This window comes from Corynebacterium sp. p3-SID1194 (assembly GCF_025144155.1).
Lineage (GTDB): Bacteria > Actinomycetota > Actinomycetes > Mycobacteriales > Mycobacteriaceae > Corynebacterium.
In genome coordinates this window covers 50,909-62,671 of sequence record NZ_JALXWY010000003.1, presented here as the reverse complement: position 1 = coordinate 62,671, position 11,763 = coordinate 50,909, and the positions used below count along the sequence as shown (strand labels likewise).

Annotated in this window: 8 protein-coding genes; 2 read left to right on the top strand and 6 right to left on the bottom strand. The window is 64.6% G+C overall.

Going from position 1 to position 11,763, the window contains the following annotated elements:
* Nucleotides 1-16 precede the first annotated feature (16 nt).
* The 5 genes from gcvH to sucB form a co-directional block, all read right to left on the bottom strand.
* Nucleotides 17-406, bottom strand: a complete 390-nt coding sequence (gene gcvH, locus M3G19_RS03565; protein ID WP_259900472.1) for a glycine cleavage system protein GcvH — start codon at nucleotides 404-406, stop codon at nucleotides 17-19.
* A gap of 2 nt (nucleotides 407-408) precedes the next feature.
* Nucleotides 409-1,503, bottom strand: coding sequence for a glycine cleavage system aminomethyltransferase GcvT (gene gcvT / locus M3G19_RS03560; RefSeq protein ID WP_259900471.1), 1,095 nt, complete (start codon nucleotides 1,501-1,503; stop codon nucleotides 409-411).
* A gap of 12 nt (nucleotides 1,504-1,515) precedes the next feature.
* Entirely contained in the window at nucleotides 1,516-4,416 is a 2,901-nt protein-coding gene (gcvP, locus tag M3G19_RS03555) for an aminomethyl-transferring glycine dehydrogenase (RefSeq protein ID WP_259900470.1), read from the bottom strand.
* Between the two features lie 69 nt (nucleotides 4,417-4,485).
* Entirely contained in the window at nucleotides 4,486-6,255 is a 1,770-nt protein-coding gene (locus M3G19_RS03550; RefSeq protein WP_259900469.1) for a dihydroxyacetone kinase family protein, read from the bottom strand.
* Between the two features lie 113 nt (nucleotides 6,256-6,368).
* On the bottom strand, nucleotides 6,369-8,447 hold the full coding sequence (sucB, locus tag M3G19_RS03545) for a 2-oxoglutarate dehydrogenase, E2 component, dihydrolipoamide succinyltransferase (RefSeq protein ID WP_259900468.1): 2,079 nt from the start codon (nucleotides 8,445-8,447) through the stop codon (nucleotides 6,369-6,371).
* Nucleotides 8,448-8,574: 127 nt separating this feature from the next.
* Between sucB and M3G19_RS03540 the strand changes: the two genes are divergently transcribed.
* Entirely contained in the window at nucleotides 8,575-8,958 is a 384-nt protein-coding gene (locus M3G19_RS03540) for an oxidoreductase (protein WP_210571571.1), read from the top strand.
* A 41-nt stretch (nucleotides 8,959-8,999) separates the two neighbouring features.
* Here the strand turns inward: M3G19_RS03540 and M3G19_RS03535 are convergent, their stop codons facing one another.
* A complete protein-coding gene (locus M3G19_RS03535; RefSeq protein WP_259900467.1) occupies nucleotides 9,000-10,520 on the bottom strand; it encodes a leucyl aminopeptidase in 1,521 nt (506 codons plus the stop codon).
* Between the two features lie 118 nt (nucleotides 10,521-10,638).
* On the opposite strand from M3G19_RS03535, the gene M3G19_RS03530 reads away from it, so the two are divergent.
* Complete coding sequence (locus M3G19_RS03530) at nucleotides 10,639-11,751, top strand: branched-chain amino acid aminotransferase (protein ID WP_259900466.1); 1,113 nt, start codon at nucleotides 10,639-10,641, stop codon at nucleotides 11,749-11,751.
* Nucleotides 11,752-11,763: the final 12 nt, after the last annotated feature.

The following is an 11,763-nucleotide window of genomic DNA, read 5'->3' as shown; positions in this document are numbered from 1 at the left end:
CTTAAGAGGAGACCGTTTACAGGCCGTTTGCGGAACCGTACTCGTCGGCAGTCATGAGCGGACCTGCGGATTCGGCGGCGACCTCGAAGAGCCAGCCCTCACCGAACGGGTCGTTGTTGATCGCCTCGTAGTTGTCTTCGATGTCCTCGTTGACCGCGGTGACCTTGCCGGTGACCGGGGAGTACAGATCAGAGACGGACTTGGTGGACTCGACCTCGCCGCAGGTCTCGCCTGCGGTCACGGTGTCGCCGACGGCCGGCAGCTCAGCGAAGACGATCTCGCCGAGGCGCTCGGTGGCCACAGAGGTGATGCCGATGCGGACGGTCTGTCCCTCTACGGCGTCAGCGGCGGCGTTGACCCACTCGTGGTCCTCGGAGTAGGAGAAATCCTGGGGCAGATCAGACATTCTTATTTGTCCTTTCGGGAGTAGAAGGGGGTCTCAGAGATGGTGTAAGCGTAGTGCTTACCCCTGATGTCGACCTCCACTTTAGTGCCCGGCTCAGCGTGCGCGGGATCAATGTGCGCCAAAGCGACCGGGTGGCCCAAAGTGGGGGAGGGCTGGCCGGAGGTGACCACGCCGATGCGGTTGTCAGAGCCGTCCTCGTCTGCGAGGAAGACCTCTGCGCCTTCGCGGGCGGCGCGGCGCTCCTCGGAGGTCAGGCCGGCGATGACAACGGATGGCTCGCGTCCGGTCAGGGCGTCCTTGCCAACGAAATTCGCTTCCTTCTTGGCAAAGGCACGGCCCATGCCTGCCTCCACCGGGGTGATGTCGGCGGTGAGCTCGTGGCCGTACAGCGGCATGGAAGCTTCCAAGCGCAGGGAGTCGCGGGAGGCGAGGCCGCACGGAATGCCGGAGTCGATCACGGCGTCCCAGATCTTCTCGGCGTCCTCGTTCTGGCAGAAGAGCTCGAAGCCGTCCTCGCCGGTGTAACCGGTGCGGGCGACGAAGACCTCCACGTCGGAGCCGTCAGACTTCAGAGTGGTCCACGCGCCGGAGTAGTAGGCGAGGGGCGCCGGGTCGTCGGCAAGCAGGGGCGTGAGTGCCTCGAGCGATCCCGGGCCCTGGACAGCAATGAGCGCCACCGCCTCGGAGTCGTTGCGGATCTCAACGTCGAAGCCCTCGGTGCGCGCCTCAAAGGCAGCCCACACGGTGGCGGTATTGGCGGCGTTGGGCACGACCATGAAGTGGTCGTCGGAGAATTTGTAGGTGATCAGATCATCCAGGATCCCGCCGTTCTCGTCGACGATCATGGAGTACTTAGCCTTGCCCACCTTGAGGTTGGACAGGTTGGAGATGAGGACGTAGTCGAGGTACGCGCCGGCATCCGGGCCGGTTACGTCGATCTCGCCCATGTGGGATAGGTCGAAGATGCCCACGGCGTTGCGCACGGCGCGGTGCTCCTCGAGCTCGCTGCCGTATTTCAGCGGCATGGTCCAGCCACCAAAGTCGGTGAACGATGCGCCGAGCGCTTCGTGCTTGCTGTGCAGCGGAGTCTGCGGCATGTGTGTGCTCCTTTACTTGCTGTTTTCTTCGGTGACGACAGGCTCGATGATCTCGCCGTCCTCAGGGGAGGCGGAGAGGTCGAATGCTTCCGGTGGCGGGCAGGCGCAGACGAGGTTGCGGTCGCCGTAGGCCTCGTCGATGCGTCGCACCGGCGGGAAGTACTTCCCGCCGGTGAGCAGGGACTCGACCGGGTAGGCGGCCTGCTCGCGGGTGAAGGCGTAGTCCCAGTTGGAGGTGACCAGGCTGCGCGCGGTGTAGGGCGCGTGGTGAATGACGGAGTCCTCGTAAGCCACCTTGCCGTCGATGATGTCCTGGATCTCTGCGCGGATGGAGCGCATCGCGGTGACGAAGCGCTGCAGCTCGGCGATGTCCTCGGACTCGGTCGGCTCGATCATGAGCGTGCCGGCAACGGGGAAGGCGAGTGTTGGGGCGTGGAAGCCGTAATCGACGAGGCGCTTAGCCACATCGGCTGCGGTGACGCCGGAGGCATCGGTGATCTCGCGCAGGTCGATGATGCACTCGTGGCCCACAAGACCGGCGTTGCCGGTGTAGAGCACCGGGAAGGAGTCGTTGAGCTCGTGCGCCAGGTAGTTGGCGTTGAGGATCGCGTTGCGGGTGGCCGAAGCCAGGCCGTCAGCACCGGACATGGCGATGTACGCCCAGGAGATGGGCAGCACGCCTGCGGAGCCGTAGGTGGTCGCGGAGATCGGCACACCGGCACCCTCGGCGGCTTCCTTCGCCGCGTCCGCACCGGACATCTGCGGGTCGGCGGGCAGGAACGGGGTGAGGTGCGCACCGACGCCGATCGGGCCGACGCCCGGGCCACCGCCGCCGTGCGGGATGGTGAAGGTCTTGTGCAGGTTCAGGTGGCTGACATCGCCGCCGAAATCGCCCGGGCGGGCAAGTCCGGTCAGGGCGTTCATGTTCGCGCCGTCGATGTAGACCTGTCCGCCGACAGCGTGAACCTTGTCCGCGACCTCGGTGACGGTCTCCTCGTACACGCCGTGCGTGGACGGGTAGGTGATCATGATGGCGGCGATGTGCTCGCCGTACTGCTCCAGCTTGGCATTCAGGTCGGCGATGTCGATCGAGCCGTCCTCGGCGGTCTTCACAACGACCACGCGCAGGTTCGCCAGCGTCGCCGACGCAGCGTTCGTGCCGTGCGCGGAGGCCGGGATCAGGCAGATATCGCGTTCGGTATCGCCGTTAGCCACGTGGTAGCGACGGATGGCCAGCAGACCGGCCAGCTCGCCCGTGGCGCCGGAATTCGGCTGGACGGACACTGCGTCGTAACCGGTGATCTCCACCAGCCAGCCGGTCAGCTCGTCGATCAGCTCGCGCCAGCCCTCGGTGTACTTGTCGGGAGTGAACGGGTGGACATTTGCGAAGCCGGGCCACGTGATTGCCTCCAGGCCCGCAGTCGGGTTGAGCTTCATCGTGCACGAGCCCAGCGGGATCATCGTGCGGTCGAGCGCCAAGTCCTTGTCGCCGAGCGAGCGGATGTAGCGCATCATCATCGTCTCGGAGTGGTGGGTGTTGAACACCTCGTGGGTGAGCACCTCGGTGGTGCGCGCGAGAGCATCCGGCAGGTGACTTACCGCCGAAGCAGCGGGGTCATCGATGATGCCGAAGCCGTTGAGCAGCGCCGCCAGATCGGCGTTTTCAGTGTCCTCGCCGAAGCTGACAGCCACGGTGTCCTCGTCGACGGCACGCACGAGGTAGCCAGCGTCGGCCAGCGTGTCGACAATGCCCTGCGCGCGGCCCGGGACGGTGACAGCCACGGTGTCGAAGAACGCGTCGTGCTTGACGGTCAAGCCAGCATTGCTTATCGACGCCGCGAATCGCCCCGCCCATTCATGCACGTCCCGCGCGATCTCGCGCAGGCCTTCCGGCCCGTGGTACACGGCGTACATGGACGCGGTGACAGCGAGAAGTGCCTGGGCGGTGCAGATATTGGAGGTCGCCTTCTCACGGCGGATGTGCTGCTCGCGAGTCTGAAGGGCGAGACGGTAGGCCGGATAGCCTTCAGCGTCGACGGAGACACCGACGAGACGGCCCGGCATCTGGCGCTTGAGCTTCTCCGTCACGGCCATGTACGCGGCGTGCGGACCGCCGTAGAACAGCGGAACGCCGAAGCGCTGCGTGGTGCCCACGGCGATGTCCGCGCCGAGCTCGCCCGGCGATTCCAGGAGCAGCAGCGACAGCGGGTCAGCCGCAACGGTAGCAAGACCGCCGCGGGAGTGGATCGCCTCGATCACCGGGCGCGGGTCGACGATATCGCCCTCGGTGCCCGGGTAGGCCAGAACGACGCCGACGAAGTCCTCACCGACCAGATTGGAGTCGAGCGCGGTGACCTCCACTTCGAGGTCCAAAGCACGTGCACGCTCTGCGGCGACGGCGATGACCTGGGGGTGCAGACGTGCGTCGAGAAGCACGCGGCGGCCCTTCTTCACCTTGCGGGACATGAGACCGATGGCCTCGGCGACGGCAGACGCTTCGTCGAGAAGCGATGCATTCGCGATCGGCAGACCCGTGAGGTCTTGCACCATCGTCTGGAAATTGAGCAGCGCCTCCAAGCGGCCCTGGGAAATTTCCGGCTGGTACGGGGTGTAGGCGGTGTACCAGCCAGCATCCTCCACGACACCGCGGCGGATCACCGGGGGAGTGATGGTGGAGGAGAATCCCTGGCCGTAGAAGGCCTTGAGTACCGTATTCTTTCCGGCCAGTTCCCGCAGGCGGTTCTGGGCTTCCTGCTCCGTCAGCGCCTCCGGCAGGTCAAGCGGTGCCTTCGCCAGGATGCCCGGTGGGGTAGCGGCGGCAACCAGCTCATCGACCGAACTGTAGCCCACAGCGTCGAGCATGATGCTGCGCTCGCTGTCCGTCGGGCCGATGTGGCGGGAAATGTAATCCACGACAACTAGCTCCTTCAGTATTTAGTGCGTCACGTTTTACGTTTGCCTACGAGTGTAGAAAACCGTGTTTTAGAACTCGTCGACGGCTGCCTCGCCGAACAACCATGTGATGGCGATCGCGCCGGGATCCGGCACATCGGCGGCAGATTCTCCCAGGTAAGAAGCACGGCCTTTCTTAGCCTGCATGCCGCGGGTGGACTTCGCGCCCTCCACAGCGGGGGTATGAAGCTGCTCGAGAACCTCGGCGATGGTGTTGGCTCCGGCCTCCTTGACGAGATTCGCAGCTTCCTTCGCGGCGGGGGCGAGGGAGTCGATCAAGGTGTTATCGCCTTCTTTTGCGCCACCGAGTGCGGTGATCGCGTCGACGCCGTTGTTCAGGCCGGTGCTCAGGGCGCGGGCGAAGTCGGCGGCATCGGCGTCGCGCGAATCCACGTCTGCGTCGGCGAAGGCATCGCCCATCTCGCGGAAGAGCGTGCCCAGCACTGCGCCTGAAGTTCCTCCAGCGCGGACGAGCATGCGGTGGGCGAAGAACTCGAGAACATCGGCGTCTGAGCCCTTCAACGGGGGCTCGATATCGCCGAAGGCCGCTTCGAGGTTCTGGCCGAAATCGCCGTCGCCAGCCACACGGTCGAGCTCAGTGAGGTCGTCGTAGGACTTACCGAGTCGGTCGGCGAAGGCGCTCAGCCACTCGTTCTCGGCACCGTCATTCGGCGCCTCGCTGTCGTCGACCATGAGGGCCGGGGAGTACTGCGGATCGGCGACGACCGCGGGCCACGCCGGGGCCGCGGTGTCAGCGTCGATGAGCTCCAGCAGCTCGTCGTCGACGACGGTGACGGTCAGGGACACGCCCGCCATGTTCATGGAGGTGACCAGGGTTCCCACAATGCCCCGGCGGACCGTCGCCCCGCGCTCCGCAAGCTGGTCCAAGGCCTGACCGAAGACCAAATCCAGCTCCAGCTCGCTCACGCCTCCGAGGCCGTTGACCAGCAGGACGACATCGGCGCCGTCGAGCGCCACATCGGCGTTGCCGAGGGATTCGGTGATGCCGTCCAGCAGCTCGCCGACGAGCGCTTCCGCGGTCGGTGCCTCTCCCAGCGTGGTGTCGCGGCGCTCCACGCCCGGCTCGCCGTGGATGCCGACACCGATCTCAATCTCGCCTTCATCCAGATCGAAAGTCTCGCGGTCGGTCGTGGGAAGGTGCCCCGGCATGAGCGCGACAGCCATGCTGCGGGACTGGTCGGCGGCCTTCTGCGCGGTCGCGGCGACCGTTGCCAGATCGTCGCCGCGTGCGGCGGACGCGCCCGCGATCTTCTCCACGATGATGGTCGCGCCAGTGCCGCGGCGGCCAGGGGAGTCGTCGTCCTCGTCGATCTCGGTGGCTGCGTCGTCCGCGACGGTCACGGTGGCCACCTCGGCGTCGGAGCTATTAGCCGCGACGGTGAAGTTCATGACGTCGCCGGTGTAGTTCTTCACCACATGCACGACGCCCTCGCCGCGGTCCGCCCATTCAGTCGCCGCAGTGATCTGGACGGCGTTGGGGGAGGTGAACAGCAGTCCCGGGCAGGCTGCGTCGAGCATGCCGGAACCGATGAAGCCGGCGTGCATCGGCTCGTGGCCGGAACCGCCGCCGGAGATCACTGCGACGTGGCGGTCGGCGTTGCCGTCGTTCTCCTTTGCCAGCCCGATGAAGCCTTCCTCGTGCCACTGCGCATTCGGGTGGGCGGCGACGAGCCCGCCGAGCGCTTCCTCCATGAAGTGGGCGGGGTGGTTGCGGAAAGACTTGTAGCTGTTCTTCTTGGCGTTGTTCTTGGCGTTGTTCTCAGTCGAATCCTGTGACATGAAAACCAGTGTATCGACTGCGCTCAAGGAGCGTTTTGGCAGATAAAACGGCCCGGCAACTGACCGTCGTGGTCAGTGCCGGGCCGTTTGAAGAACCCAGGTTCAGTGTGGACTTAGAGGTCCATGTCGTCCTCGAAGTCGCCTGCCTCGACGCGGTCCTTGATCGTGGTGATGAAGCGACCTGCGTCAGCACCGTCGACGATCTGGTGATCGTAGGTGAACGGCAGGTAGCACATCTGGCGGATCGCGATGGAGTCGATGCCGTCCTCGGTGACGATGACCGGACGCTTCACGATCGCGCCGGTGCCCAGGATGCCGGACTGCGGCGGGGTGAGGATCGGGGTGTCCATCAGTGCGCCAGCGGAACCGATGTTGGTGACCGTGAAGGTCGCGCCGGACAGGTCGTCCGGGCGCAGCTTCTTGTCGCGTGCGCGGGCAGCCAGGTCACCGATGCCCTGAGCGATCTCAGCCAGGGACATGTTCTGGGTCTGCTTCAGAACCGGCACCAGGAGGCCCATCGGGGTGTCAACGGCAATGCCGATGTTGACGTCCTCGTGGTAGGTGATTTCCTTGGTCTCCTTGTCGTAGGAGGCGTTGACGTTCGGGTGGGAGACCAGAGCCTCAGCCGCAGCCTTGACGAAGAAGGCGAGGAACGTGATGTTCGCGCCGTGCTTCTCGACGAATGCCGGCTTGACCTTCTTGCGCAGGTCGGCGATGCGGGTGACATCGACCTCCTGCACGTGGGTGAGCTGTGCCGAGATCTGCAGGGACTCGACCATCTTCGCAGCGGTGATCTCGCGGATGCGGTTGACCTTCTGCGTGGTGCCGATGAGCTCCTGCTTGGCCGGGTCGACGGCCTTAGTGGACCAGCGTGCACGCGGGCCGGAAGCCTTCGGTGCGGACTCTGCAGCAGCCTTGGTGTCCGTGGCCTCGGATGCGCCCTTAGCGGAACCGCCCTCGGCAGCGGCGAGGACGTCCTGCTTACGGATGCGGCCGCCGATGCCGGTGCCCTCGACGGAGTTCAGGTCGACGCCGTGCTTCTCAGCGAGCTTGCGGACCAGCGGGGTCACGTACGGAACCTTGCCGCCGTTGTTGACCTTCGCGGAGGTGGTGGCAGAAGCGGACTTCTCAGCCTTCTTCTCCTGCTTCGGCTCAGCCTTCTTCTCTTCCTTCGGCTCTTCCTTCTTCGGAGCCGGCTTCTCCTCTTCCTCGTCCTCAGCGTCGTCAGAGGAATCGTCAGCAGCCTCGGCATCGCCGATGCGTGCGATCGCGGCGCCGACCTCGATGGTGTCGTCCTCGTCGGCGAGGATCTCCAGCAGGGTGCCTGCGACCGGGGACGGAATCTCGGTGTCGACCTTGTCGGTGGAGACCTCGAGCAGCGGCTCGTCGACCTCGACGAGGTCGCCGACCTCCTTCAGCCAGGTGGTGATGGTGCCCTCGGTGACGGACTCGCCGAGCTCCGGCATAGCGACCTCAGTGGACTCGCCGGAACCCTTCTTGTCGGAGGAGGACTTCGGTGCAGACTTCTTCGGAGCGTCTGCCGGAGCCGCGGCCTCTTCCTCTTCTGCCTCGTCAGCGGAATCGTCGGAGCCGGAAGCAACTGCGTCAGCGTCGCCGACGCGGGCGATGACCTCGCCGACCTCAACGGTGTCGTCTTCCTGCGCCAGGATCTCAACGAGCGTGCCTGCGACCGGGGACGGGATCTCGGTGTCGACCTTGTCGGTGGAGACCTCGAGCAGCGGCTCGTCGACCTCGACCTCGTCGCCGACTTCCTTCAGCCAGGTGGTGATGGTGCCCTCGGTGACGGACTCGCCGAGCTCCGGCATCTCGACGTCGGTAGCGGAACCGGAACCGCCGGACTTCTTCGCCGGTGCGGACTCGGTCTTCTTCTCGTCCTCGGCCTTATCCTCGGAAGCAGCAGCGTCGTCGTCGGAATCGTCGGAGGGCTTCTCGCCTTCGTCGCCGACAATGGCGATGACCTCGCCGACCTCGACGGTGTCGTCTTCCTCAGCCTTGATCTCCAGCAGAACGCCGGCGACCGGGGACGGGATCTCGGTGTCGACCTTGTCGGTGGAGACCTCGAGCAAAGGTTCGTCGACCTCGACGGTGTCGCCGACTTCCTTCAGCCACGTGGTGATGGTGCCTTCGGTGACCGATTCGCCCAGCTCGGGCATCTCTACAGAGTGAGCCATGTTGATGGAGTCTCCTCAAAAAATTGCAGACGTTGATACGCCACCAGCGTACCTGCTTAGCCACTATGGTGCGTGCGCAGATGTCTGCTTTGGGGTGTGTTCTATATCGCCTTATATGATGTGGTGCGTGTTCAATATTTTCGGTTCCCGCAAAAAGAACTCGCCGATCAAGCCGCCTCGCGGCCCCGGCGAGACCGTGCGGCCGGAAGACATTAGGTACCTCGAGCAGTGGACCGCACAGCACGCCTTCGTTGAAGGGTTTGTTGAACCGGAAACGCTGGTCAACGAAATGTCGGTTGTGCTTGTCGCGGAGAACGGGGAATTCACCCGTCGCCGGATCGGCGGACCGAAGGGCATCGACGTGGTCGCGAAACAACTGGGCATCGCGCTTTACGACGTCGAGGAGACCGGTTATCCCGACCGCATGCGCAAGCGGATGGAGCAGGAGCGCATCCTGCGCAAGCGTGCCGAACAAAAAGAACGCCGCGCCCGGTTCGAGCGCGGTGAGTAGAACATCCCCCTAACTGGGGATTCATTGGAAGAAGGGCTGGGTTAGGCGAGGCCGCGAATGGTCTCCACCAGCGTCCGCACCGGAACGCCGGTAGCGCGGCCGGGGGTGAATCCGTGGGGCGCGCCCGTATTCCAGGCAGGGCTCGCCACATCCACGTGGACCCATTCAATGTCGTCGCCGATGAAGCGGGACAGATAGGTAGCTGCGAATTCCATCCCGCCGAAACGGTCGCTGTTGGCGTTCTTCACGTCGGCGACCTTGGAGGAAATCTCGTCCTCGTGCTCCTCCAGCAGCGGCATTGCCCAGCCAGGTTCGTCGATGTCGCGGCCGTTCTCGGCGATACGGTCGCGCAGATTGTCGCTGCCCATCACGCCGAAGGTCCGCTTGCCCAGGGCGACCATCTGCGCGCCGGTGAGCGTGGAGGTCTCGATCAGGTGGGTGGGGGAGTCCTCGCAGGCGCGTGCAATCGCATCAGCGAGCACGAGTCGGCCTTCCGCGTCTGTGTTGATGATCTCACTCGTGATACCCCCGTAATGGGTGATCACGTCGCCTGGTCGCTGCGCAGAACCGGACGGCATGTTCTCCGCGAGCGGCATCCAGGCCTCTACTCGCACCGGAGTATTCAGCGCGGCGATGGCGCACGCAGTAGCGAGCACGGCTGCGGAACCGCCCATGTCCATCACCATCTGCTCCATACCGTTTGACGGCTTGATGGAGATGCCGCCGGAATCAAAGGTGATGCCCTTACCCACCAGCGCGACCGATGTCTCGGCGGAGGCGTTCTCTGGAGCCCACGTCAGGTGGACCAAGCGCGGCGCGTGCTCGGAGCCTTGGCCGACAGCAGTGATGCCGCCGAACCCCTGCCCACGCAATTGCGCATCGTCGAGAATCTCGACAGCCAAGCCGGCATCGGTGGCGACCTTCTCTGCGTGAGCGGCGTAGATATCCGGATAGAGCAGATTCGACGGGGTGTTCACCAGATCGCGTGCCAGAGCAACGGCATGGCCGATTGTCGCAGCAGTTTCGAATTCCTCGCGCTCGTCTTCGCGGCCGAGCACCGTGATAGCCAAGGATGTGTCCCCGGTCTTCTCTGCTTCAGTGTTTTCGCTGTCTTGGCTGTTCTCGCTGTTTTCGCTGTGGCTAGTCTTCAACCCGGAGTAGCTGTAGCCGCCGAGCAGTAGGCCCTCGACGATGACGCCGACACCGAATTCACCCGAGACGACCGCGCGGTCAATGCCTGTCAAGGAGCGGGCAGCAACGCCCATCGCGCGGCGGACGGAGGTCGCGGAGGTGTCCTCGCCGAGACCGACAGAGATATAGAGGACGCCGTCGAGAACCACCTTGGTGATCTCGCCGTGGGCGCCCGTCGCCCCCACAGCTTCCAGTGCTTCCAGCAAACCATCGCGGGTCAATGCCGACACCGGCAGCTCCAGCGCGTCGCCCTGGGCGATGGGGATGAGGCGCGCCGCGCCGTCGATAAGCGTGCTGTCTGCCGTCGCGGCGAAGTCGACGTCGGGCAGCGTGCCGTGGGAGGGAAGAACACCGGTGGTGTGAGGAAGCATTGAACGCATACTCCTTCTAAAAACAATCAGTACGTGCGATTCTCGCGGCCGATCCTACGCCAGTACCGTGCCCGGAAACTGGCTGCGGCTGCTGACAGCCAGCGTATGCTTGGGAGGCATGACGAACTTGGAATTCACCGTGCGAGAAAACGAGAATCCTGCGAGCGACGAGCAGCGTGCGGAGATTCTCAAAGATCCAAAATTTGGCCAGGAATTCACCGACCACATGGTCGCGATCGACTGGACCGAGGACGAGGGCTGGCACAATGCCCGCGTGCAGCCGTACGCGCCGCTTGAATTCGAGCCGGCGGCCATGGTCTTCCACTACGGCCAGGCGATCTTCGAGGGCCTGAAGGCGTACCGTCAGCCGGACGGATCCATCGCTACCTTCCGCCCGGAGCAGAATGCACACCGCATGCAGAACTCCGCGCAGCGCATGGCTATGCCGGAGCTTCCCGACGAGTACTTCCTCGAGTCCCTGCGCCAGCTCGTCGAGATCGATGAGGCATGGGTGCCGGAGGCTGGCGGCGAGGCTGCGCTGTACCTGCGCCCGTTCATGATCTCTACCGAGGTCGGCCTCGGTGTGAAACCGGCGAACTCCTACACCTTCTACGTCATTGCCTCCCCGGCGGGTGCGTACTTCGACGGCGGTATCAAGCCGGTCAAGGTGTGGATCTCCGAGGACTATGTCCGCGCCGCGCCGGGCGGTACCGGCGCCGCGAAATTCGCCGGTAACTACGCTGCGTCGCTGCTCGCACAGGCTCAAGTTCAGGAGCAGGGCTGCGACCAGGTCGTGTGGCTGGATGCGATTGAGCGCACCTACATCGAGGAGATGGGCGGCATGAACCTGATGTTCGTCTACGGTTCGAGCGACGATGGCGTCAAGGTGGTCACGCCGGAACTGTCCGGCTCCTTGCTGCCGGGCATCACGCGTGACTCGCTGCTGCAGGTCGCCGAAGACCTCGGCTATGACACGGAAGAGGTCCGCATCTCCGTCGATGACTGGATGACCGACGTTGCCAACGGCAAGCTGACCGAGACCTTAGCGTGCGGCACCGCTGCCGTGATCACCCCGGTCGGCCACGTTGTCGGCAACGGGATCGACTTCACCGTCAACGACAATGAGGCCGGCGATGTCACGATGAAGATGCGTGAGCGCCTGACCAAGATTCAGCGCGGCGAGCACGAGGACACCCACGGCTGGCTGCACACGCTCGTGCCCGCGAAGTAGGGGTGCGCTGTT

What these genes read in the sequence shown, in the direction of transcription:
- gcvH (WP_259900472.1), bottom strand. Translation starts at nt 406, where the DNA reads ATGTCTGATCTGCCCCAGGATTTCTCCTACTCCGAGGACCACGAGTGG.
- sucB (WP_259900468.1), bottom strand. Translation starts at nt 8,447, where the DNA reads ATGGCTCACTCTGTAGAGATGCCCGAGCTGGGCGAATCGGTCACCGAA.
- gcvT (WP_259900471.1), bottom strand. Translation starts at nt 1,503, where the DNA reads ATGCCGCAGACTCCGCTGCACAGCAAGCACGAAGCGCTCGGCGCATCG.
- M3G19_RS03550 (WP_259900469.1), bottom strand. Translation starts at nt 6,255, where the DNA reads ATGTCACAGGATTCGACTGAGAACAACGCCAAGAACAACGCCAAGAAG.
- M3G19_RS03530 (WP_259900466.1), top strand. Translation starts at nt 10,639, where the DNA reads ATGACGAACTTGGAATTCACCGTGCGAGAAAACGAGAATCCTGCGAGC.
- M3G19_RS03535 (WP_259900467.1), bottom strand. Translation starts at nt 10,520, where the DNA reads ATGCTTCCTCACACCACCGGTGTTCTTCCCTCCCACGGCACGCTGCCC.